24 protein-coding genes are annotated in these 23573 nt (G+C 52.4%); 12 read left to right on the top strand and 12 right to left on the bottom strand.

All coding sequences use genetic code 11. From position 1 onward, the window contains the following. Window positions 1-36 precede the first annotated feature (36 nt). Together IDSA_RS11800 and IDSA_RS04850 are read left to right on the top strand one after the other, a co-directional pair. Window positions 37-3567 carry a putative bifunctional diguanylate cyclase/phosphodiesterase gene (locus IDSA_RS11800; RefSeq protein WP_051986068.1) on the top strand — a complete coding sequence of 1177 codons (3531 nt, stop codon included), beginning with the start codon at window positions 37-39 and terminating at the stop codon, window positions 3565-3567. Beyond that, the gene (locus IDSA_RS04850; RefSeq protein ID WP_034774659.1) at window positions 3554-4930 is read left to right on the top strand and encodes an SLC13 family permease; all 1377 of its coding nucleotides are present in this window, start codon (window positions 3554-3556) and stop codon (window positions 4928-4930) included. Before IDSA_RS11800 ends, IDSA_RS04850 begins: the two co-directional genes overlap by 14 nt. On the opposite strand, the gene IDSA_RS04855 is transcribed toward IDSA_RS04850, so the two are convergent. Genes IDSA_RS04855 through IDSA_RS04870 form a run of 4 tightly spaced genes read right to left on the bottom strand, consistent with a single transcriptional unit; the run spans window position 4927 to window position 9949 of the window. Next, window positions 4927-6282, bottom strand: a complete 1356-nt coding sequence (locus IDSA_RS04855; RefSeq protein ID WP_034774660.1) for an MBL fold metallo-hydrolase RNA specificity domain-containing protein — start codon at window positions 6280-6282, stop codon at window positions 4927-4929. The two genes, IDSA_RS04850 and IDSA_RS04855, sit on opposite strands and share 4 nt — an antisense overlap. A 24-nt stretch (window positions 6283-6306) precedes the next feature. Beyond that, window positions 6307-7773, bottom strand: coding sequence for a phospholipase D family protein (locus IDSA_RS04860; RefSeq protein WP_198024035.1), 1467 nt, complete (start codon window positions 7771-7773; stop codon window positions 6307-6309). After that, window positions 7766-8869, bottom strand: coding sequence for a ferrochelatase (hemH, locus tag IDSA_RS04865; protein WP_034774664.1), 1104 nt, complete (start codon window positions 8867-8869; stop codon window positions 7766-7768). The genes IDSA_RS04860 and hemH overlap by 8 nt, the downstream gene beginning before the upstream one ends. Before the next feature lie 12 nt (window positions 8870-8881). After that, a complete protein-coding gene (locus IDSA_RS04870) occupies window positions 8882-9949 on the bottom strand; it encodes a patatin-like phospholipase family protein (protein WP_034774666.1) in 1068 nt (355 codons plus the stop codon). 163 nt (window positions 9950-10112) lie between these two features. On the opposite strand from IDSA_RS04870, the gene xthA reads away from it, so the two are divergent. After that, a complete protein-coding gene (xthA, locus tag IDSA_RS04875; RefSeq protein WP_034774668.1) occupies window positions 10113-10925 on the top strand; it encodes an exodeoxyribonuclease III in 813 nt (270 codons plus the stop codon). 25 nt (window positions 10926-10950) lie between these two features. On the opposite strand, the gene yfbV is transcribed toward xthA, so the two are convergent. Continuing rightward, window positions 10951-11364, bottom strand: a complete 414-nt coding sequence (gene yfbV / locus IDSA_RS04880; RefSeq protein WP_034774670.1) for a terminus macrodomain insulation protein YfbV — start codon at window positions 11362-11364, stop codon at window positions 10951-10953. Between the two features lie 182 nt (window positions 11365-11546). On the opposite strand from yfbV, the gene IDSA_RS04885 reads away from it, so the two are divergent. Genes IDSA_RS04885 through IDSA_RS11985 form a run of 4 tightly spaced genes read left to right on the top strand, consistent with a single transcriptional unit; the run spans window position 11547 to window position 13898 of the window. Then, window positions 11547-11903: a Spx/MgsR family RNA polymerase-binding regulatory protein gene (locus IDSA_RS04885; protein WP_034774672.1), complete on the top strand. Its 357-nt coding sequence runs from the start codon at window positions 11547-11549 to the stop codon at window positions 11901-11903. After that, window positions 11900-13036, top strand: coding sequence for a succinyl-diaminopimelate desuccinylase (gene dapE / locus IDSA_RS04890; protein ID WP_034774674.1), 1137 nt, complete (start codon window positions 11900-11902; stop codon window positions 13034-13036). Before IDSA_RS04885 ends, dapE begins: the two co-directional genes overlap by 4 nt. After that, on the top strand, window positions 13030-13755 hold the full coding sequence (locus IDSA_RS04895) for a M15 family metallopeptidase (protein ID WP_034774676.1): 726 nt from the start codon (window positions 13030-13032) through the stop codon (window positions 13753-13755). Before dapE ends, IDSA_RS04895 begins: the two co-directional genes overlap by 7 nt. Beyond that, the gene (locus tag IDSA_RS11985) at window positions 13743-13898 is read left to right on the top strand and encodes a DUF2897 family protein (RefSeq protein WP_084694038.1); all 156 of its coding nucleotides are present in this window, start codon (window positions 13743-13745) and stop codon (window positions 13896-13898) included. Before IDSA_RS04895 ends, IDSA_RS11985 begins: the two co-directional genes overlap by 13 nt. On the opposite strand, the gene purC is transcribed toward IDSA_RS11985, so the two are convergent. The 3 genes from purC to dapA are packed head-to-tail and all read right to left on the bottom strand — an operon-like array spanning window position 13895 to window position 16605. Continuing rightward, entirely contained in the window at window positions 13895-14608 is a 714-nt protein-coding gene (purC, locus tag IDSA_RS04900) for a phosphoribosylaminoimidazolesuccinocarboxamide synthase (RefSeq protein WP_034775047.1), read from the bottom strand. The genes IDSA_RS11985 and purC overlap by 4 nt on opposite strands. Before the next feature lie 40 nt (window positions 14609-14648). Beyond that, window positions 14649-15716 carry an outer membrane protein assembly factor BamC gene (gene bamC / locus IDSA_RS04905; protein ID WP_034774678.1) on the bottom strand — a complete coding sequence of 356 codons (1068 nt, stop codon included), beginning with the start codon at window positions 15714-15716 and terminating at the stop codon, window positions 14649-14651. Window positions 15717-15729: 13 nt separating this feature from the next. Then, window positions 15730-16605 (bottom strand): 4-hydroxy-tetrahydrodipicolinate synthase, encoded by an 876-nt coding sequence (gene dapA, locus IDSA_RS04910; RefSeq protein WP_034774682.1) that lies wholly within the window; start codon window positions 16603-16605, stop codon window positions 15730-15732. 165 nt (window positions 16606-16770) lie between these two features. Here dapA and bcp point away from each other — a divergent pair, with 165 nt between their 5' ends. Next, window positions 16771-17238: a thioredoxin-dependent thiol peroxidase gene (gene bcp, locus IDSA_RS04915; RefSeq protein ID WP_034774683.1), complete on the top strand. Its 468-nt coding sequence runs from the start codon at window positions 16771-16773 to the stop codon at window positions 17236-17238. Window positions 17239-17243: 5 nt separating this feature from the next. Here bcp and IDSA_RS04920 read toward each other — a convergent pair whose 3' ends face one another. Then, window positions 17244-18320, bottom strand: a complete 1077-nt coding sequence (locus IDSA_RS04920) for an AI-2E family transporter (RefSeq protein ID WP_034774684.1) — start codon at window positions 18318-18320, stop codon at window positions 17244-17246. 141 nt (window positions 18321-18461) lie between these two features. On the opposite strand from IDSA_RS04920, the gene bepA reads away from it, so the two are divergent. Further along, window positions 18462-19898, top strand: coding sequence for a beta-barrel assembly-enhancing protease (bepA, locus tag IDSA_RS04925; protein WP_232221260.1), 1437 nt, complete (start codon window positions 18462-18464; stop codon window positions 19896-19898). On the opposite strand, the gene IDSA_RS04930 is transcribed toward bepA, so the two are convergent. After that, window positions 19899-20363, bottom strand: coding sequence for a TlpA family protein disulfide reductase (locus IDSA_RS04930; protein ID WP_034774686.1), 465 nt, complete (start codon window positions 20361-20363; stop codon window positions 19899-19901). 46 nt (window positions 20364-20409) lie between these two features. Between IDSA_RS04930 and arsC the strand changes: the two genes are divergently transcribed. Genes arsC through IDSA_RS04945 form a run of 3 tightly spaced genes read left to right on the top strand, consistent with a single transcriptional unit; the run spans window position 20410 to window position 21730 of the window. Then, window positions 20410-20763 carry an arsenate reductase (glutaredoxin) gene (arsC, locus tag IDSA_RS04935; protein WP_034774687.1) on the top strand — a complete coding sequence of 118 codons (354 nt, stop codon included), beginning with the start codon at window positions 20410-20412 and terminating at the stop codon, window positions 20761-20763. Next, on the top strand, window positions 20760-21335 hold the full coding sequence (gene wrbA / locus IDSA_RS04940; RefSeq protein WP_034774690.1) for an NAD(P)H:quinone oxidoreductase: 576 nt from the start codon (window positions 20760-20762) through the stop codon (window positions 21333-21335). Before arsC ends, wrbA begins: the two co-directional genes overlap by 4 nt. An 11-nt stretch (window positions 21336-21346) precedes the next feature. Then, window positions 21347-21730 carry a DUF2069 domain-containing protein gene (locus IDSA_RS04945; protein WP_034774693.1) on the top strand — a complete coding sequence of 128 codons (384 nt, stop codon included), beginning with the start codon at window positions 21347-21349 and terminating at the stop codon, window positions 21728-21730. Here the strand turns inward: IDSA_RS04945 and hda are convergent. Both hda and IDSA_RS04955 read right to left on the bottom strand, forming a co-directional pair. Next, entirely contained in the window at window positions 21727-22404 is a 678-nt protein-coding gene (gene hda / locus IDSA_RS04950; protein WP_034774696.1) for a DnaA regulatory inactivator Hda, read from the bottom strand. The two genes, IDSA_RS04945 and hda, sit on opposite strands and share 4 nt — an antisense overlap. Next, a complete protein-coding gene (locus IDSA_RS04955) occupies window positions 22401-23501 on the bottom strand; it encodes a DUF2066 domain-containing protein (protein WP_034774700.1) in 1101 nt (366 codons plus the stop codon). Before IDSA_RS04955 ends, hda begins: the two co-directional genes overlap by 4 nt. Between the last annotated feature and the right edge of the window lie 72 nt (window positions 23502-23573).

A 23573-nucleotide genomic window follows, 5' to 3' on the forward strand; every position in this document is an offset into this window, starting at 1 on the left:
TATAGTACGTATATTATAAAAAAATAACATTTCCTTATGATGAAACGCTCCTCTCTGATAGCAGTCATTAATGCGGCGCTGGTTGTAGCTATAAGTGCGAGCTTCTCCATCGGTCTTATTGGTTTACTGGTTAACTGGCTCACTCAGCCAGAACACGCTTTTGAGCGTGTCATTTCAACAACTTCCGCGGTGGTCGCGTTGGCAGTCAGCCTGGCCTTCATGGGTATGGTCAAGCGCCAGGTCTGGCTGCAGATAGTCGGCGGGGGTATTGTCGTTCTTAGTGCCCTGCATAGCCTGGCGACCAATCTGTCGGCTATCCGGGTTTTTAATCTGAACTGGCTGAGCAATGTTGATGCGCAATTCAACTCTCCCATTGCGGCTATCTTTTTGATACTTGGCGCCAGCCTGATGCTGAATCCGCGGCACAACCTTCAGCGGCTGTGGTTGCGCACATTATCCGCTGCATTGCTGATCGGCTCTTTAATTATTCTGGGTTTGCACTTAACCGAACACGGCTTTGCTTACCTGGGGCCGCATCCCCCGGTGACTTCAATGGCGGGCCTGTTTGTGTTTCTGATAAGCATCACGATGATGTTGGTCACTACGCCAAATAGTAACCTGGCTAACTTTCCTTGCCGAAAACTACTATACGCAGCATTTCTGTTCATTTTTATTACCTGTGGTAGCTGGTACCTGCTGAGCCTAAACCAGATCCGCACAGTACAAAATGGGGCGGTAAATATCGTCAATAATGTCGCTGAAGCCCTTACTGAGTCAGCGAACCGTAATATTCAGCTGACTAACCGGGTGGTCGCGCGATGGGAGTCCCTTGGCCTTGAACCGCAAGCGGAATTAGTGCAAGACGATATGACTATGCTGCTAGGCGACATGGCTTATATCCAGGCACTCTACGTAATTGATTCCAGCGGACGCGCTATCCGGCAGCAACAGCAAGCTGAAATCCAGATCCCGACTAACCTCCTGGCACAACCGCATGTGCAGAACTGGCTCAACTCGCAAATCCGCTACACCGACATGCTTATCCCGGGGTTCGAAACGCCGGCAACCGAAGCGGTACCCATATTGGTGATGACACCGGTGCAGTATAAGTTTGGTGAGCAATGGTATCTTCTGGCCGTAATTGACCTGCAGCAGTTAATTCGAGTAGAAACCAAATTATTGCCACCGGATCTCAAGATCTATGCCGCAGTACACGGTGGTGCCAGATTTCCTCTTGAGCAAGCGAAACCCAGCAAAGACAAGGAACTGTTTCTGTCACAGACTGAGTTTTCAGTTCCATCTGGTCCGACGATACAGTTATCAGCCTATCTTTACCGTTTCGACGAGCTACTAAACGCGTCAAACCTGCGCGTAGCTCTGGTTTTCCTTGGCTTTATTTTCTGTTGCATGTTCCTGGTCATGACGCAACAAAACCGCCAGGTACTGCAACACAGTCGGCGACTCACCCGCACCCAGCAGCGTATGCAGGCGCAACAGCAACAGCTGGACTTCAGTCAGCAGCAATATCGCTCGCTCTACAGTAATAATCCGGATGCGGTCTTCGCCCTGGACAGGAGTGGCGTATTCATAAGCGCCAATCAGGCGGTGCTTGACCTGCTGAAGCTGCCAAAAAGTCAAATTCTAGGCCAGCACTTCAGCACCCTGGTGGTTGCCGAAGATTTGGAGTTCACTGTCGGTGAATTTCAAACGGTACTTGCGGGGGAATCCCGCCGCTATGAAGTTCGCATTTATGACGCTGACCATAACGTTCTGCACCTGGATATCACTAATCTGCCAATCAAGGTGGGCGGTAAAATCACCGGCTGCTACGGGATCGCTAAGGATATTACTCAACGTAAAGCTGACGAGGCCCACCGGCTTATTCTTGATCGCAGCATTAACGTATCCACCAACGGTGTCATCATTTGTGATGCGCAACAGCATGATCTTCCAATCATTTATGTCAACGAACGCTTTCAGCAAATCACCGGCTACTCCGAGCGCGAAATACTAGGCATCAACTGTCGATTCCTGCAGGGCCCGGAAACGTCCCCAGAGAGCCTTGAAAAGATAAGATCCGCGCTGGCTGACAATTCCGAGCTGAGAACTGAAATCCTCAATTACCGTAAGGACGGCACCCCGTTCTGGAACGAATTGCAGTTAGCCCCTGTCTTTAATGAATCCGGGGTAGTTACCCATTATATCGGCGTCCAGAACGATGTCTCCGAGAGCGTAAAAAATCAACAGCAGCTAAGTTATCAGGCCAGCCATGATCTCTTAACTGAGCTGCCAAACCGCACCTCGCTTGAGGCTGAGCTCATTCGTCAGGTCGGGATATGGCGTCAAACTGACGGCGCATCGCAGCTGGCTGTCCTCGTTATCGATCTCGATGGCTTTAAACCTATCAACGATGCCATGGGGCTTGCAATCGGCGACCGCTTATTAATCGAGGTAGCTCATCGTTTGCGACGGAAGATCAGGGGCATGCAAACGGCTGCGCGATTTGGCAGCGATGAGTTCGTCGCTATTATCCCAGATTTAAGTGATACCGCTGAGCTGACCGAATTGGTTAACGAAGTGCTTAATTACCTTGCGGAACCCTATCAAATTGACGAACACAAGATCTATCTCACTGCGAGTATAGGAATTACCTTATGCAACGAATTAATCAACAACCCTGTTGAACTCGTGCAACAAGCCGGTATGGCAACCACACAGGCAAAGCGGCATGGTCGTAACCACCATCAGTTTTACGCCGCCTCTAACCGCGCGGGTTTTGAAGCGAGAGTGACTTTACGCAGCCAGTTCCAGCAAGCGATTGATAATGATGAACTGCAGTTGCACTATCAGCCTGTTATTGATCTGCAAAGCGATGAAATATGTGCAGTCGAAGCTTTGATGCGCTGGCAACTGGCAGACGGTACCTTTATTTCCCCGGCCCAGTTTATTCCGTTGGCCGAAGCGACCGGACAAATTATTCCTGCCAGCAGTTGGGCACTGCGGCAAGCCTGTAAAGATCTTAAATCATTGCAGCAATACAGCACTATTTCAGTTGCCGTGAACTTGTCTGCAATGCAGTTCAGTCGCGCGAACTTTGTTGAGCATATCACCGATATAATCGGTCAGGCACAGGTCAACTTTGACCAGGTTGAGTTGGAACTGACTGAAAGTATTTTGATGGATGATACCGCGCATGCCATCGAGATCTTGCAACGGCTTCGTAGCAACGGTATAAAAATAGCGATTGATGACTTTGGTACCGGTTTTTCGAGTTTAAGTTACCTGACCAATTTGCCGACTGATAAATTAAAGATTGATCGCTCTTTTATCAAAGATATCGTCAGTAGCAGTAAAGCCCGCTCTACCGTGAAATGCATTATTGAAATGGCCCATCAGCACGATCTGGTAGTAGTTGCTGAAGGTATCGAAACCAAGGAGCAAGCAGATGTTATCCGCGACCTCGGATGTGATATGGCGCAAGGCTACTACTTTGCCCGGCCAATGCCTCATGCTGACCTTGCAGCCTTGCTGCGCCGGCAGGAGGAAGTAACAGGTGAGTTCAGCTAAGCTCCATCTCTTATTGGGCCCTGCAACTGCACTAACAGGCTACCTGGTAGCCGTGAATGCCTGGCAATTCTCACCACCGGCAGCCTGGACACTGGCGACGACACTCTGGGTAGCCTGGTGGTGGATAAGCGAAGTATTGCCCCTACCTGTTACTTCGTTATTACCTTTTGTCCTACTCCCATTGGGTTCGGTCGCATCAGTCAGCGAGACGTCGGCAGCGCTAGGCAATCCGATTATCCTGCTGTTTATGGGCGCATTTATGCTCGCCAAAGCAGTTGAAGCCAGCGGCGTGCATAAACGCATCGCTATAGGTCTGGTTACCCGCATTGGCGCAACCAATGGCAGGCGGATGATTTTTGCCTTCATGGTGGCGACTGCGGTGCTGTCGATGTGGATTTCAAATACTGCCGCGGTGCTTGCACTGTTACCGGTAGCGCTGGCACTAGCTGATGCCAGTGATGATCAGACATTCCAGCGCGCCCTGCTACTGGGCCTTGCTTATTCGGCTTCCGTAGGCGGTGTAGCCACCCTGGTAGGAACTCCGCCCAATCTGATATTCGCCTCGGTCTATCAAACCTATACCGGTACCAGCTTCGGATTTCTCGACTGGATGAAAATAGGGCTTCCTTTGGTCATCGTCAGTATCCCTTTAATGGCGTGGTGGCTAACAAGGTCGGTTACCCAGCGGACTGCCCTGAAGATCGATGAACCTGGCCCGGTCAGCTCGGGCGAGCGCTGCGTACTGGCAATTTTTGGTCTGGTGATCGTGCTCTGGATAACCCGCACTGCGCCCTTTGGTGGCTGGTCCGCCTGGTTAAATCTAGGGGGCGTTGGCGACGCTACGGTGGCGCTTGGCGGGGTACTCCTGATGTTTATCGTGAAGGACCAACAGCGGCAACCGCTTCTCACCTGGCAACAGGCGGTTTCGATTCCCTGGGGTATTTTACTGCTGTTTGCCGGTGGCATAGCCCTCGCGCAGGGATTTATGAGTAGCGGGCTCAGCGATCAGATCGGCAATGCGCTGACGGGGCTTAGCTATCTGCCGTTATGGCTGCTGGTCTTCGCTATTACGCTGAGTGTTTCCCTGTTAACCGAGGTAACCTCAAATACCGCGACCGCCACCCTGCTAATGCCGGTTATGGCGGCAACTGCTACCGCGCTGCAATTGCCGCCTGAACTACTCATGATACCGGCCGCGATCGCCTGTAGCTGCGCCTTCTGCCTACCCGTGGCGACACCGCCTAACTCAATTGTTTTCGCGGCAGAACGCCTGACTATCAGACAAATGGTCCGCGAGGGCTTAGTACTGAATCTGATGCTGGCAGCAATAACCACGGTGTTGGTCATGCTGCTGGTCAGTTAAAGCTGCAACACACCCATATAATCGGCGATATTGACGTCATAATCAGTGGTCTGTTTTAAGTGATCCGATAAGGTTTCCAGCGCATCGGGCTCGCCGTGTACCAGATAGATACGGGTCGCTGAAGTCAGTTCTGAGGCTTTTAGCCAGTCACTCAGCTCCTGATAATCGGCATGCCCGGACAAACCGTCAAGGCGCCGTATACGTGCCTTAACCGGTAGCCACTGACCATGCACCTTGACACGATCAGCACCACCCAGCAGTTTAGCGCCCCGGGTTCCCCCCGCCTGGTGTCCGGCAAAGAGTACAGTCGCGCGATGATCGCCCAGCCAATGTTTGAAGTGATGCAATATTCGACCGCCAGTCGCCATTCCGCTGCCGGCAATAATAATATGCGGCCCAACCTGATTCGCTATCGCTTTTGACTGTTCCACATCGCGGGTGTAAATGACCTGTTCCATTGCTGCTGCGCACTGTTCTGCAGTCAACCGGTGAAATTCATGGAAGCGATTGTAGATGCCCGAGGCGTTAATCGCCATAGGGCTATCCAGGAATATCGGCAGCCGCGGAATAACCTGCTCATCCATTAATGTAACCAGCATGTGCTGCAACAGCTGGGCGCGACCAATGGAAAAACTCGGTACCAGCAACACCCCGCCAGCTTGTGCCGTTTCATTCACTACCTCGGCAAGTTGTTGCCAGGGCTCTTCCGCCTCATGGCGACGATTGCCGTAGGTACTCTCCAGTAACAGCACATCGACATCAGGAAGTGGTTTGGGTGCATGCATCAGGATATCGTCGGGCCGTCCAACGTCGCCGCTGAATCCGATCCGCCGGCCACCACCGCTGGCAATAACGCTGGCAGCCCCCAGCAGATGGCCAGCTGGCTGCAAGTGAAATTCGATATCACCAACCGCAAAGTGCTGTTCAAAATCCACCGGTTCAAATAGTTCCAGCGCTGCCCGGGCGGTTGCTTCATCATAGAGGGGCTCTGGATTTTGATGACGGCTTAGCTGATGCTTTTTATAGAACTTTGCGTCCTCTTCCTGAATGCGGCCACTGTCAGGCCAGAGTAATCCGCACAAGTCAGCCGTGGCACTATGGGCAAATACCGGGCCACGGTAGCCGTGCCGGTAAAGCACCGGCAAAAAACCCGAGTGATCGAGATGGGCATGGGTCAGCACCACAGCATCCACCTTGTCGATTCCCAATGGTAACGGCTGCCAGTTACGTTGCCGCAGCCACTTATAGCCCTGGTATAGTCCGCAATCAATCAAAACCCGCGTAGTTTCGGTCTCCAACAGGTACTTAGAGCCGGTAACCGTTTCACATCCACCCAGAAATATCAGCCGCATTATCCTTAATCCTCATCCTGTTTATTACAACAACCAGTCAATCGGTAACCGTTCCAGTACGCGTGTCGCAGCCCGACGCCACAGTGAGGCTGAGGGCTCCTGGTGATAGCGAGTCACCTCCCGGCCAAGCCGCTCTTCCCAGACGATTTTATTATCAACGAGTGCGATCTTATAGGCGTAATGCGGTACTGTTTTCGAAAATTCCTTAGCAATCATACGTGCCAGCTTGCAGCTGTGAATAACAAAACCAAGTTCAGTATTTAGCTGAGCTGAGCGCGGATCAAAGTTAAAGGATCCAAAAAACACCCGCTCATGATCAATCTCAAAGGTTTTAGCATGCAGGCTGGAGGCCGAACTACCAAAGCGTCCTTTTTTTCCTTTCATCCGCTGCCGCCGTTGTTTGCGTTCCTGCCGCCGGGCAAGCGGCGATAACCGCTGTAACTCAAACAACTGGATGCCAGCGCGCAGCAGGCGCTTACGCCATTTCGCATAGCCCGCGTGCACTACCGCTACATCAGTCGCCGCCAGCGAGTTCGTCAGAATCGCAATCTCAATACCTTGCTCAGCGTATTTTACCAGCTGATCCACGCCGACGCGTGTCGGCACAAAATAGGGCGAAACCAGGTTGATGTGCGAGGCCGGCTCACCTACCGCTTTTTGCAGTTGATGGCCAATCAGCTGATGCGGCTTTGCCTTACCCAGCCCTTTGCTGGGCGCATCACAAACCATTTCGGTTTCAGCCCAGACGAAATCTAACTCGTGTTCACGCACTTTTTTAAAAAATGACAGTTTCTCGATGGCTTCGACATAGTCGCGGGCGCCGGGATCAGACTCCACCACCGAAGCGCGCTCGCTTAATTTTGCTAACGATTGCGGCCGCACCAGGGTCATCAGCTCACCAAGCGGTACCGCGGAGTCGCAATCCCAGAACTGCTGGAACAGGTCTGCCACCCGGGTAACGACATCACCAATCATCAGCGCATCAAGATCGGCAAAAAGTAAGTCATCCGTGGCGCCGAAATATTCATCGCTGATATTGCGACCGCCGCTGATCAGCAGTTGCCCGTCAACGATGAAGGCTTTATTGTGCATGCGCCGGTTGATACGAGGGAAATCGTAGAGGTAATTGATAAACCGGGGCCAGCGGATGCGTAGCGGATTAAACAATCGGATCTCAATATTGGCATGCGACTGCAGGCCAGTTAATACCGAGTCCATACCGGCAGTGTTGATGTCATCGAGCAGCAAACGAACTTTCACGCCACGATCTGCGGCTTTATGAATCGCCTCAAACATCAGGGCGCCGGTACGGTCATTGCGCCAGATATAATATTGCAGGTCCAGCGTGAACTCGGCCTGTTCAGCAAGTTGGATACGCGCAGCAAAAGCTTCCTGACTATCGGTCAGCGGCAACACGCCAGTTTCATCCGGATGTTCAGCCAGCAAGGGGCCGATGCTTTCGGCGATGCGCCCGGTATCCGTTTTACTCATGGGCCTTTGGCGTCGCTGGCTGTTGGCCGAGCTGCTGGGCAAGACGGGCACGCTGTTCTTCGTCATGAGTCAGTGGCAGCCAGTCTTGTACAGTACGGTTGATCAGGCTGGCGAGTGCCTGGATATGCTGAGGCTCGGCATTCAGCGCGGGAATATAGGCATAACCTTCGCCACCAGCCTCGATAAAATACGCGCGGTTTTCTTCACCAATTTCTTCGATTGTTTCCAGGCAATCGGCGGCGAAGCCCGGACATACCACATGGACGTTTTTTGTCCCCTGCGCCGGAAGTGCCTTAAGGGTTTCATCGGTATAGGGTGTCAGCCATTCCTCACGGCCGAAGCGCGACTGAAAGGTCGTCATATATTCGCTTTTATCCAGTCCCAGCCGGGCAGCGATAAGCCGTGATGTTTTATGGCATTCGCAGTGATAGGGATCGCCTTTAAGCAGGAATTTTTTGGGTACGCCATGATACGAAAGAATAAGTTTATCCGGCTTGCCATGCTCGTTCCAGAACCGCGAAATGCTGTCGGCACAAGCTTCGATGTAAGGTTCGTAATCATGATAGTGATTAATAAAGCGCAACTCCGGTAACCAGCGGCGTTTGGTAAAATCCCGCGCCAGAGCATCGAAAGTTGAAGCCGTTGTCGCGGCGCAGTACTGCGGATACAGGGGCAGCACGACTAATTTTCGCGCGCCCTCATCAAACAACTGCTGTAAACGCTCAGCAATACTCGGCTGACCATAGCGCATGGCAAAGCGGACGATCACGTCATCTCCATGCTGTTGCCGTAACACCTGCTGCAATGCCGCAGCCTGATCTTCGGTATAGAACAGCAAGGGCGAGCCCCTATCGGTCCAGACCGTTTTATATGCGGCGGCTGAACGGCGCGGCCGTAGCCGCAAAATCACGCCATTCAGAATCAACCACCAGAGCAGCCGCGGCACTTCGACAACACGGGGATCAGACAAAAACTCACGCAGGTAAGTGCGTAGCGCAGGTGGCGTGGGAGTGTCCGGGGTACCTAAGTTGGTAATCAGTACCCCGACCCGATCTTTTTGTTTATGACTGAACTCAGGGCTGCCACGAAATTCCATTAGTTTAAAACCTTATTTCCAGAGGCGAACTTTCTCGCGTAATTTATCCGTTTCGATCCACTCATGAAGCTGATCGGCCATACGCTTGCCTTGTTCAACTGCCTGCTGCCAGTATTTCAGTCGCTCAGCAGCAGAAAGGTTAGAAAAATCTTTGCGATCAGGTATTTTCCCGTAAGGTAGCGTCCTGATGAATTCGTCCGTCGGTGTCATCAGGATCACTTTCGGCCAAATTTTTCCCTGCGTGCGCCGCCATCGCAGGCTTTTATCAAACCAGCCCGGTACCACTTCCTGATGAAAGTGTGGATAAAGTACCAGGCCGTTGACCGCGCTCAGGTCGACATCGAAATGATAATCGGTAATCCCACCATCGCGATAAATACCCGGAGGCGCTCCGGGAATATCACGGACGCCCTCTATCACCATAGGGATAGAACCCGTCGCCAGCAATGCTGATTTGAAATTAGCGGCGGATAATTCCACATGGTGCGTCGGAAAGTCATTCCAGCCCCGGGTAAAAGCTGCATCCGATTTCGGATGGTGAAATATGACCCGATCATAAAAACGGCCCAGCCAGCGGCGATTAACGGCATTTGCCGCCGCCGATCCTAATAAGCCCAGTAACTGTGATCGCCCCTCTTTGGCGGCGAGCCCGCGGCACCGTGTCACAATAAAGTGATGCCGGAATTTGTCCTGCGCCAGAATGTCAGCGACAGCATCGTCCGGAATGTATTCGTGAAGCAGTTTCCGGGCCTCATCGGTGATCTCACGCACATCAGGTTTTTCGCTATAGGTCTGATGGCTGTAGAGCCGGCAGAATAAATCACTGGCCGCTACCGGGTCAGTCTGGCCTAAACTGGCAAAGCGCCAGGCGCCGGCGGACGTTCCCAGCATGTCCAGCGGCTGCTCACGGCGCGCCAGAAAATCACCGAAGAGATAACGATCCAAGCCCTGTAAAATAAACCATTTCGGACCTCCGGACGCCCCCATCAACAGACCTATATCTGCGGGTTTCAGTCCTTGTTCCTGTATATGCAACCACGCTTCGCGCCCTGCCCGAATTTGAAGCCAGTCGGCAGCCATGAAGAAGTTTCCCTGTTTTACGAATTATTTCTCATCAGTATACTGTAAAAATGAGGCTACAGCAGCCTGTCAGCCTGAGCCTATTATCGCACCGCCGGGGCGACCATGCTATGCTACTTCGGTCTTGAATTTATTAGCAAAAACAAAGCGGAAACACCTATTCATGAAAGTCATTTCCTTTAATATCAACGGTATTCGCGCCCGTCTGCATCAGCTTGAAGCGCTTATCGCCAAACACCAGCCTGATGTGATTGGTCTGCAGGAAACCAAAGTCCACGACGAGCAATTTCCACAAGAAGCGGTAGAAGCGCTGGGGTATCACGTTATTTTCCATGGCCAGAAAGGGCATTATGGCGTGGCCTTACTTAGCAAAAAACCCCTGGAAAACCCGCAGTACGGCTTCGCTACCGATCTGGACGACGCGCAGCGCCGCATGATTATGGGCGACTACGTAACTGAAAGCGGCGAAAAAGTACGTGTTCTGAACGGTTATTTCCCGCAAGGCGAAAGCCGCGACCATGCCACCAAATTTCCGGCAAAGCGCCAGTTTTATGCCGATTTAATGACCTACCTTGAAACGAACCTTGACCCGCAGCAACCGGTTATCGTGATGGGCGACGTGAATATTTCCCATCAGGATTGCGACATCGGTATTGGTGAAGACAATGCCAAACGCTGGCTGCGCACCGGTAAATGCAGCTTCCTGCCAGAAGAGCGGGAATGGCTGAATAAGCTTCTGGATTGGGGACTGGTTGATACCTACCGCATACAAAACGCTGAATTAACGGATCAGTTCAGCTGGTTTGACTATCGTTCACGCGGCTTTGACGATAACCGGGGGCTGCGCATCGATCTCATCCTGGCTACCGGGCAGCTCGCTGAGCGCTGTGTCGAAAGCGGGATTGACTACGAACTCCGCGGTATCGAAAAACCCTCAGACCACGCCCCGGTCTGGAGCTCCTTCTCGCTCGGTTAAGTTCTGTTCCCGCGCACTGATGCCGTCAGTGCTCATCTGGCGGCAATTCTCTCAACGCTTTTCGTAACATCACCGCCAGATCCATATAATTGGGTTGGTTTCGCGGCTCAGCCTTTAATTTAGTGGCCAGTTGCAGGTACCAGTGTTTTAGTTGCGGCGTCAGCTGCGTATTGGCCCGACGACCCAGCCAGTACCACCCCTGTAACGGTAATGACAATATAAACAGCGATGTCACAATGGCCTGCGGCAACAAAGCGTCGCCCTGCCATTGCCACTGCACCACAAAGTTAATCACCGCTACCGGTGGCAGCCAGCGGGCAGCAAAGTTCACGGCCGGCACCACCGCCGATTCCGTCATCGCCGCAACCACCGCATGCCGCGGCCAGGTATGCGCATAACGCTGGCCATCCTTAAAGATCTGAAAAATCGATTTTCGCATAATTAACAGGCAACCTGCACACTCTTCGACCAGAGTGCTATTTTGTTTAAATTCATAAGGTTAGATAGTTCAGACCAGCTAACCCACAGACTTATCCACATAAAATGTGGAGAATTCACAGTTGATTTGTCACAATGACAACACCTACCCGATAACTATTAAAATCAGGTCAAAACAAACCTATGTCAGTGTCTGTCTACGGAATTCCAAATTGCGATACCGTTCGTAAAGCAAGGAACTGGTTAACCCAGAATAACATCACTCATAGCTTTTGTGACATTCGCAAAGAACCACTTTCGCAAGAGCTGCTGGCCGGCTGGCTGGCAACTGCCGGCAGCGATGTTCTGCTCAATAAACGCTCCAGCACCTGGCGCCAGCTAAGCCCGGCAGAACAGCAGACGACCGCTACTGCCGATGTCATCAGGTTGTTACAAACTTACCCTATATTGCTTAAACGGCCCGTGCTTGTCGCTGCAGATAGCTTGCTGGTTGGCTTCAATCAGCAGCAGTGGCAACAGCAACTGGAGGTCTCAGAATGAGCCCAGATAGCCCGGTTATTGCGCTGGCCCGCGAGTTAATTAGCCGGCCCTCTGTCACCCCTGCCGACGAAGACTGTCAGCTCATTATCGGCCAACGGCTGGCGAGTATGGGGTTCGCGCTGGAGCCCATGCTATTTGCCGATACCACCAACCTCTGGGCCCGGCGCGGCAGCGAAGGCCCGGTGTTCTGCTTTGCTGGCCATACCGATGTGGTGCCAGCCGGGGCGGAACACGCCTGGACCTTTCCACCCTTTGAACCCACGCTCAGCGGTGGCTATTTATATGGCCGTGGCGCAGCCGATATGAAAGGCAGTTTAGCCGCCATGGTAGTGGCTACCGAGCGCTTTGTGGCGCAACATCCGAATCATCGTGGCAGCATCGCTTTTCTGATCACCAGCGATGAAGAAGGCCCGTTCATTAATGGTACGCCGAAAGTTGTCGAAACGCTTGAGGCAAGAGCAGAAAAAATCACCTGGTGCCTGGTTGGCGAACCATCCAGCACTGAAACTCTGGGTGATGTCGTTAAGAACGGCAGAAGGGGTAGCCTCACTGGTGACTTAACCGTCTTTGGTATTCAGGGCCATGTCGCCTACCCGCACCTGGCAGAAAATCCGGTTCATAAAGCCGCGCCGGCAATTGCTGAGCTAGCTGCCATGAGCTGGGATCAAGGCAACGAATTTTTCCCGCCAACCAGTTTTCAGATAGCCAATATCCATGGCGGCACCGGCGCCGGGAATGTGATCCCCGGCGAGCTGCTGGTCCAGTTTAACTTCCGGTTCAGTACCGAAACCACGGCTGAACAGTTAAAAACTCAGGTCGCTGATATCCTCGATCGCCATCAACTGGATTACAGTATCAGCTGGAAGCTTAACGGCGACCCGTTCTTGACTGCCGATGGCGACCTGGTTACCGCCACAGTAACAGCGATAAAAGCCAGGACCGGCCGATCACCGATACTTTCTACCGCTGGCGGTACTTCAGATGGTCGCTTTATAGCTCCCACCGGCGCACAGGTAATTGAAGTGGGACCGGTCAATGCCACCATCCATAAAATTAATGAATGTGTCCATACCGACGATCTGGAGACCCTCGTGGATATTTACCAACAGATTCTGGAAGAATTGCTATGTTAACCCCGAATCAGCTCACTGGTCGCAGCACCGCTCATGTAACCACCTCGCCGGGTCTGAGCGATAAACTTCGGTTGCAGGAAACCGTCTGGGGCGCGTTTTTACTTATGCGCAAAGCGGCCAGCGATGATGGTATCGATATGGCCATAGCATCGGCGTTCCGCGATTTTGATCGCCAGCGCCTGATCTGGAATAAAAAATTTAATGGTGAACTGCCGCTGTACAGCGACCGGGGTGAACGGCTGGATCCGCAACAGCTTTCCGCGGCGCAAAAAATTCAGGCCATACTGACCTGGTCTGCCCTGCCCGGTGCCAGCCGGCACCACTGGGGAACCGATTTTGACGTCTATGACCCGCGACCCTTTGCGCATGGGTCGCGACGCCTGGAGCTGATTGCAGATGAATACCAGGATGGTGGTCCCTGCTTTGATTTATATACCTGGTTGCAGCAACACGCTGCCAGTTACGGATTTTTCTTCCCGTACGCACGTTATCAGGGCGGCGTCGCCGCCGAGCCCTGGCATCTGAGTTACATTGATTTGGCGCAACCGGCGCTGGAGCACCTGAGCGTGGATCTGTTATACCAAACCCTTGCTGCTATCGACGAGCAGGAATTGGCGGGTAAAGAATTGATTCTCGAGCAGTTACCCGAAATTAAGCGCAACTATATTGATGCCATCTGCCCGCCCGGACCGCCCGGAGAAACAATATGGTTTGGCTAGCACTGGCATTGGTGTTCGGCGTGGTTATCGGTAATTTATTACTGCTCAAGCATACTGCCAATATGAAAATGCCGTCGCTTAATAAGCGACGGCATGCAGATGATGATTCCGACGGTGATCCGCCCGAAAACAAGTCGGACTAGAGTTTAAGGCCTAACCGCGAAGCAACTTCTTCGTAGGCTTCAACCACGCCGCCAAGCCCCTGACGGAAGCGATCTTTATCCAGTTTTTTGCCGGTTTCTTTATCCCAGAGACGGCAACCGTCCGGGCTGAACTCGTCACCCAGCACCAGATTGCCCTCAGCGTCGGTACCAAATTCCAGTTTGAAATCAACCAGCATCATGTCTGCATCATCGAACAGCCGGCGCAATACGCTGTTGACCTTCATGGTTAACTCTTTCATTTTGGCTAGTTGCGCAGCAGTCGCCCAGCCAAACGTCTCCGCGTGGGATTCATTAATCATAGGATCATGCAGCGCATCGTTCTTCAGAAAGAGTTCAAACGTCGGCGGCTCAAGCGCCTGGCCTTCTTTTACTCCCAACCGACGTGACAGTGAACCCGCGGCGAAATTACGCACCACGCACTCAACCGGAATCATCGTCAGCCGTTTCACCAAGGTTTCGGTATCACTGAGAACCTGATCCAACTGAGTTGGAACGCCAGCTTCTTCAAGCGTGGTCATGATGAAGTTATTAAACCTATTGTTCACCATGCCCTTGCGATCCAGCTGCTCAACTTTTTCGCCATCAAACGCTGAGGTGTCATTCCGAAAAAGTAAAATCAAACGCTCCGGATCATCGGTGGTGTATACAGTTTTTGCCTTACCCCGATAAAGTTCAGTACGTTTTTCCATGAGCAGCATAATCTCCAGCTAGTTTAAAAAAGTAGATAACTTAACCTTGGTTTTGGCGACGAATTTCGGCAGCAACAGGACCATAAAGCCGGTTAAGCTGAGCGGCCGACAAAGCCTCGCCATCAAAATAGAAGGTTATTGTGGTCAGTTCGCGATTACCGGTTACCTGAACTTCGTAGTCGCCCTCTGGAATATCCAGTTTGCCTTCGGCTGAATCACGCCAGAATGCCAGCTTCGACAGACCACTCTGACTTTTCGCATAGGTCGTATAGTAACGGCCAGTGGACTGATTTAAATCATCAATAGCAAAGCCCAGCTCAGGCAGTACGGCGCCCATCAGACCCCAGGTATTCTGGAAACTGGTATCAAGGGTAAGCGCGGGGTAACCTTCTTCGTTGAAGCCCGCGGTCACATCAATGCTGTCGTCCGTGGCAACAATACCCTGATTGGTGTTCTGGCGAACCGCAACTTCGTTGATGATGCTGTTGAGAAAGCGCGCTTCTGCATTACGATCAGCAACCAAACCAGAGCTAAAGCCTTTACCCGGGCCTGACTCCTGTTTCTCAATCATATCCACGCTCAGCGACGTAGTGCGACCGTGATCCGGCGTTTCCATGACGAGCTCAAAGCGGCGTTCAGTGCGTAGCAACAGATCGTCCTCGCCGACTTCACGCTCATCGACTACCCAACCGGTTTCCAGGCGTTGTTGCGGCTGTTCGCTGGTTACCGGGATCTGCCGGGCTGACAATTCCGCCAACGCGCTGCCCCACACAAACTCAGCTAAATTGGCCATACCTTCAAGCTCATCGAAGGAGACTTTTACGTCGTCCTGAGTCTCTTCGACGCGGCTGCCCGCCGCGGTTGGCCATACTAAGATTGGCGATTTTATATTTACGCTTTTGCCAACGGGGGTGTTGGCCTGCACGTCCGGCACCCGATACTGTGAGCGGCTTTCCGGCAGGGTCAGCCCGGGAGCTGCCTCCAGACCATCATGCAAAGCGGCCTCGGTATAACGAAAATCGCCTTCGGCTTGTTCCTGAGGAGTAAAACTACATCCTCCTATCACTGCGACACTGAGGCAGGTCAAACTGACTACAATAGATTTCATTCGTACTCCGGGCTTAGATTAATCCAGCTTGTTGTAATGTTTGTTCGATATGCTCTTGCTGTTTAAGTTCCGGCTCTGTCATAGGTAACCGATAATTAGCTTTGATCTTGTTCATCAGGCTCAGCGCCCACTTCACCGGAATTGGGTTGGCCTGTACAAACATAGCGGCATGAACTGGTGCCATTTGTTTATCCAGTTCTTCAGCGCGATCCCGGTCACCGGCAAGCGCAGCAGTAACCATTTCTTTCATGATATCGGGCATCACATTGGCAGTCACGCTGATGACGCCGTTACCGCCCGCTAACAAAAACTCGCAACTGGTAGGATCGTCACCGCTTAATAAAATAAAATCATCGCCGCAAAGTTCACGCAGACGACGCACCCGGGTGACATCACCGGTGGCTTCTTTGATACCAACAATATTCGGAATTTCCGCCAGTTCAGCCACCTGTTCCGGCAGCAAATCAGCGGCGGTACGGCCGGGCACATTATAAAGCAGTTGGGGAATATCACTGGCTTCAGCACAGGCACGATAATGAGCGATGAGGCCGCGCTGCGACGGCTTATTATAATAGGGGTTCACATTCAGAAAACCGGCCAGCTCAAGATGGCTCATCCGTTCTGTCAGATGCACCGCTTCGGCCGTTGAATTCGAGCCGTTCCCGGCAATCACCGCGATACGCCCTGCCGCCAGTTCAACCACCGCGCTGACAACCAGAATGTGCTCATCATGGCTCATGGTCGCCGACTCGCCTGTGGTTCCCATTGCAACAATTGCGTCGGTTCCCTGTTCACAGTGCCAGTTAACTAAATCTTCAAGTTCAGAGTAGTCCACATTGCCTTGCGCTGTGAATGGAGTCACCAGTGCGACAATACTGCCTGTTAACATGCTTGCTCCCCATTTTTTACCAAGTTTACAATGGTACTTTTAGTACTTATCAAACACAAGGATAATAGCTTTTTTGCAGATTTTGCGTGCTTCCCATACCATGATAAACAGCTTGCTCAGGAGCGCCACAAGATCGAATCCATAAGACCAAACCGAGGAATAAACATGAAAACCCTGAAAACAGGCGATAAAGCACCAGCCTTCGAACTACCAGACGCGCATAATCAGCCTGTAGCCTTACAGGATTTATTAAAACAGGGTCAGGTATTAGTTTATTTTTACCCGAAGGCAATGACCCCCGGTTGTACCGTGCAGGCACAGCAGCTACGGGATCATCAGCCGGAACTTACCGGGCGCAACGTGATTACCGTAGGGATCAGTCCCGACGCGCCGGCGCGGCTGGCAAAGTTCACTGAACGCGATGAACTTAACTTCACCCTGCTAGGTGATGAAGATCACAAAATAGCCGAAGCCTTCGGTGTCTGGGGCCCTAAAAAGTTTATGGGAAAAGAATACGACGGCATTCACCGGATCAGTTTTCTGATTAATCAGGACGGTACTGTTGCCAAAGTATTTGATAAGTTCAAAACCAAAGATCATCACCAGGTAGTACTGGACGCCCTGTCCGACTAAGGTCGCTACTCAATCCGATCCTGCGTTATCGGCTCATCAGGAGCTGATAGCGCGGTCAGGACTGCCTTCACAAGGCTGGCTAGGGGAATTGCGAAAAATACGCCCCAGAAGCCCCATATGGCGCCAAAAACGAGCACCGCAGCAATAATGTAAACCGGATTAAGGCTTACTGCCTCGGAGAACAGCAGCGGCACCAGCAAATTACCGTCCAGAGCCTGAATAATTAAGTAGGTGATCATCACGTAGGCGAACATCGAACTCCAGCCGAACTGGAACAAGGCCACCAGAAACACCGGCAGCGTAACCACCGCGGCACCAATATAGGGGATCAGTACCGACAGGCCTACCAGCACTGCCAGCAACACCGCATAGCGCAGATCAAATAGCGCAAAGCCGATGTAAGTCACAACGCCAACAATGACTATTTCCAGCGCTTTGCCACGAATATAATTCATGATCTGCAGGTTCATTTCATCGCCGACCTGAGCAATCAGGCGCCGGTTGCTCGGCAAAATACGGCCAAGGTGACTGGTCAATAGCTGTTTATCTTTTAGCATAAAGAAAATCAGCAGTGGCACTATGATTAAATAAATCAGCAATGCCATGATACCAACTAAACGAGGCAATGACTGGCTCAGGAATAGCTCGCTCCAAATCAATCCACGCTGGGTTATCGATTCAATAAATTCATTGATATTCGCCTGGCTTATGTAACCGGGGAACATTTCAGGTAAACGATCAAGCAGAACGCGGGTCTGGGTAAACATCTGCGGCAGTTCATTAAACAGTGCTACGCTCTGCTGCCAGATCACCGGTACCAGAAACAGCAACAGCGCCACATTAATTGCGATAAACAACAGGAAGACAAGAATAACGGCGACCAGCCGGGACAATCCGGCCTGCTGCAGGCGTTGCGCCGGCCAGTCAAGCAAATAAGCCAATACCACAGCGACCAGAATCGGAGCCATAATATTGCTGAACAAAACAATCAGCGTAAACGTAATGGCTAACAACAGAAATAAAGTGATCGCATCGGGGTCGGAGAATTTTCGGTTATACCAGTTTTTCAGATACTCCCACATACGCGGGTAATCTCCATGCTTGATCAATTAGCGACATCATAGCTGTGAATGCTTTTGAGTTACAGTTTAAACTCGTCATAATAGGGAACCTTTCAGAACATTGTCTATCCTAATCAGCAGTATCCGGGAATGGTAGTAATCATGCAGCTTTCCAGAATTACAGTAATGTTGGCAGCGGTGCTGCTCAGTTTAATGCTTGCCAGCGCCAGCGCGCAGAACCGGTTACCTGAAATAGGTACAACCGGCGCCAGCATCATGTCCATCGAAAAAGAGCAAACCTTTGGCGACCTGTACATGCGCCAGGTGCGTGCAACTGCCCCTATTGCCGCTGACCCGGTGCTTGAGGAGTACCTCAAAGACTTGGGCAACCGGCTGGTCCGCGAGGCCGACGATGTACGCTTTCCGTTTTCTTTTTTCTGGGTTAATCAGGATCAGATTAATGCATTCGCATTTTTCGGTGGTTATATCGGCATCAATACCGGCCTGATAGCAGAAACCCGCAGCGAGTCGGAACTGGCATCAGTCATTGCCCACGAGGTTGCCCACGTATCGCAGCGCCATCTGGTGCGTAATATGGGCAGCATGCAAAACTCCGGACCGGCCACTATAGCTGCGGTTATCGGATCCCTGTTACTGTCGATGGTCAGTCCGGATCTCGGAATGGCAGCAATGTCAGGCACCCTGGCCGGGGTTAAGCAAGTTGGCATCAATTATACCCGGATGTATGAACAGGAAGCTGACCGGATCGGCCTGACAATGCTTGCCAGGGCGGGCTTTGATCCGCAGGGAGCACCCGACTTCTTTGGTCGCATGGCCGAAAAGTACCGCTACGCCAGCAAAATGCCGGCCATGTTGCAAACCCACCCCGTCAGCGAGGCCCGCATCGCCGATACCCGTCAGCGTGCCGAACAGATGCCGCGCCCGCTTATTCGCGACGAAAGCCGTTACTGGCTGGCTAAATACCGGGTGCAGACCCGTCATCTCAAGCAGCTGAACCAGGCGGCATTAACCAATGCCATGGCAAATTCAAACAGTGATATAGCCAACGCCGGACGTTACGGTCTGGCAATTCTGCTGCTCGACCAGAGCCAGCCAGAGCAAGCTCTGACCACCCTGGCGCCATTACTCAGACGCGATCCGATGAACGCGTTTTATCTGGATGTACAGACGGATATTCTGCTGGCGCTGAAGCGCTATGATGAAGCGCTGGCCATGCTGGAAAAAGCCTATATCAGGGAACCCAACGAGCAGACCATCACGCTGAACTTTGCCAATGCGGCGCTGGAAGCGGGCAAACCTGATCTGTCGATTAACTTACTGCGTGATTATCTGTCGCGCGACGATGACAACGTTCTGGCCATCGACTTAATTATTAACGCCTATCGGCGCAAGGGCGATTCCAGTTCCATGTTTGAGTACCAGTCCAGGTTATATGCCCTGCATGGCGGTTTTGATGAAGCCATTAACAGCCTGCATCGGGCCCATAAGCAAAGCAGCACTGAACTTGAGCAGCGTCGCTTACAGGCACGGGTTGAGCAGCTGATGGAACAAAAACGTCAACTCGAGCAACTCAGATAACTAGTCACTGCCGCCGGTTGCCCGGTGCAGCGATTCAATGGTCTGCTCGCCCAGCAAGGGGCCTTTTACTTCACCCTCCGGCGTAATGATATAAGTGGCTGGCAACATCTGTGGCGTCGCAAAGGGCAGATTGGGCAGCGGCTGGTTCTGAATCAGCGGAAAGCGAATGTCATATTTTTCCCGCAGCGATGCCAGCGCCTCATTGTCGAGCCCGTCAAAACTAACGCCGAACAGCCGCACGTTGTCCCCCGCCTGCTCGTGAAAAGCATTGAGTTCTGGCAACTCACGCAAGCAAGGCGCACACCACTCAGCAAAATAATTTACTACCACGTAGCTACCGCGTAATTCATCCCAGCGCATCGAACCTTGCGTATCGGTCTGAAAATCGGCTGCCGGCGTGCAACCACCAAGTATAATCAGTGCTGCCAGCGCTCCGCAGAGCCCCCGTAAAAATCGACAACGCATAGAGGATCCCTTAAGCTATGTTTATAAATTCAAATGAGGTATTCGCATGTCTGAAGTATCAATCTACCATAACCCCCGATGCTCCAAAAGCCGCCAAACGCTGCAGTTACTTGAACAACGTGATATTCAGCCGAAGGTTATCGATTATTTGAATAATCCCCTTGCTGCTGACGAATTGAAGGACCTGCTGCATAAGTTAGGGTTTATCTCTGCCCGCGAGCTTATGCGCTCCAAAGAAACCATTTACAAAGAAATGAACTTGGCTTCAGTGACCGACGAAGAGGCATTACTGGACGCCATGGCTGCCCATCCGAAGCTGATGGAACGGCCAGTGGTCGTCTGTAACGGTAGAGCGCGTTTAGGCCGGCCACCAGAAGCCGTGTTGGATATCCTGCCATGACACCCCGGATTCTGGTGCTGTATTACAGCCGCACCGGCGCGACCCGGCAGTTAGCTGATGCTATTGCACAGGGCATCACCAGTGCCGGCGGCGAAGCCATTATGCGCACCGTACCAAGCGAAGGTGAGCCGGCCAGTGCCCGCGACATGATCGTCAGTGAGGATGATTTACGCACCTGTGATGGCCTCATCATGGGTAGTCCGACCCGGTTCGGCCATATGGTCAGCGCGCTCCAGAAATTCTGGGAAACCACGTCAGCAGTATGGGTGCGTGGCGGCCTGGTTGATAAGCCGGCAGCAGTCTTTACTTCGAGCAGTTCCATGCACGGTGGGCAGGAGAGTACGTTGCTGTCTATGGCTATTCCGTTATTACACCAGGGTATGGTGTTATGCGGTATTCCTTACACCGAGCCGGCCATACAAAATACCGATGCTGGCGGCACGCCTTACGGGGCCAGCCATGTCGACCATGCGGCAGGTAGCAACCTGAACCGTTCGGAAAAAGATGCCGCTATTACTCTTGGTGAGCGTGTGACGCGTATTGCCGCAAGCCTGCGTTCAGCTAATCCATAAGAAGGCCGTTTATGACTTCTCGCATACGTTTATTTCGCACACTCGCTGTAACGGCATACCTTGCCTTGCTGGCACTGATGTTGGTGTGGCAGATCTGGTGGAATCAAGGCAGTGAACTTAGCCCGCTGTTTCGCGTGGTGCTATGGGTGGTTCCCCTGCTGTTCCCCCTAGTTGGGATTATCCGTGGTAAAGCTTACACCCATGCCTGGGCGAATTTTATCCTGATGTGGTATTTTCTCCATAGCCTGACACTGCTGTACGTTGCACCTGAGCAGCGCCATCTGGCTATCGGCGAATTGCTGTTGACCACCCTGGCTTTCATCGGCTGTACCGGTTATGCCCGCGATCAGGGTCGCGCTCTGGGCCTGGGTCTGAAAAAACAGAAAACCAGTTAAATACCCAGTACGTGTTTTACAAAAGGCGTAGTTAGCCGACGCTGTTCTGTGATTGAGGCCCGGTCGAGCTGCGCCAGGCATTGCATTAATTCGCCTAAATCACGGCCCAGCCGCTGCACCATAAACTGCGCGGTATCATCGCGCAGAACTAACCCGAGGGTGCGGGCCCGGCGCTGCAGTGCGCGGGCTTTATCGGTATCACTCAGCGGCTTTAACTGAAAGGACACGCCCCACTGCAACCGCGACCTCAGGTCGGGCACCGCGACATCAATGTGCGCAGCTGAACCCGATGCGGTGACAATTAACTGCCCGCGCCCGGCATCCTGAATGCGGTTAAACAAGGCAAAAAGTTCAAAACACCAGGCTTCGTTGCCGGTTACCGCGTCAATATCGTCAATACAGATCAAATCATACACTTCAATGCCCCGCAGCATCTCTGGCTGCATGGCGACCAGTTCAGCCATTGGCAGGTACATCACCGTGCCTGTCTCAGCCGCACAAAGCGCGTAGAGCAAATGGCTTTTCCCTACCCCCGGGCTACCCCATAAATACACAAAGGGCTGCCTGGTTTGTTGCAGTAATCCGGTAACTTCGCGGTTATCACCAACAACAAAGGTGGCAAAAGTCTGGTCATCAGGTAATTGAACTGCCAACGGCAACTGCGGAGAACTCATTCAGGCTGAACCCACCGGTAACGAGGCGCGCGCAGCTCTTCAAGGGTATCGTCAGGGGCTGTCATTGGTCGCAACTGCTTACTGAGGTCAATGGCCTGCATGATGCGCGCCGGATCAGCTTGCAAGCTAAGTTCAAACTCAGCTTTATTAGCACCGAACGCAACCAGCTGTACCGCGTTGACCGAAGGCAAAGAATTCAGTAGTTGCTCAGCGTTAATCACCTGAATTAAATCAGCCAGGTCATAAATCTCCAGCCGCCACCGGTTAACTTGTTCAACATCGGTACCAATACGGTAGCGCTGGGCCAGACGATTGCTTAAATCACTGATCAACTTGGCACCTAAGCTACTGAGATCCATGCCGGTCACTTCACCGCGCCAACGCATCTCACCAAGTTGCAAGGTCCAGTCGAGCATCCAGCGATCACTGGTCACGGCAGAATCCGCCTGGTAAACACGGGCTATAACTATACCGTCAGGACTATAACGGGCGCTGGCGAATGCTAATTGATCATCAAACCGGCCCCACACGTCCAGCACCGATACGCTCATGGTGTCGTTGAGATCCAGTAGCGGTAGTTTTATTGGCAGGCCGCGACTGGCTGCGGCATTCTTCAGCTGTTGCACAAATACGGTTTCATCGCCACTGGCAATCATCCGACGTTGCAGCGACTCATCTTCGATGGCCAGCCAAATTAATAGTTCCGGTCGTAGATTGCTCCAGATCCCGGAGCCCGCCTGCTGAATAAGCTGATTAACTTTTTGCTGGTCGAACTGCGCCCATAACTGAAGTTCGTCTTCCTGCCGGTAGCCGTATTGCACCACATAATCGCGAACGTTTCGCAGCGCCTGCTGAACCGACGCATGCTCCAGTAAACTATCATCCCCGGAGATCTTAAGCAGCGCCTGGCGCAAGGCCGTCTGCAAAGCCTGATCACGCTCTGTCGCAGCCTGTGAACTCACCGCCACACTACTCTGATACAGTTGTTTCAGCTCAACGGCGCTATTCGCCGGGCCAGCTATCAGGGCAAGCGTAAGCCAACCACAACATAAGAGAACAAAACGCATATCAACCCCAATTTTTATCGTTAGCCACATAATAAACACCCACCTGCTGCGGAGCAAGCTACATCCCCCAGGAATCTGCTCTCACCGTTTCGACAGCCCCAC

Source organism: Pseudidiomarina salinarum (assembly GCF_000753715.1).
Classification (GTDB): Bacteria; Pseudomonadota; Gammaproteobacteria; order Enterobacterales; family Alteromonadaceae; genus Pseudidiomarina; species Pseudidiomarina salinarum.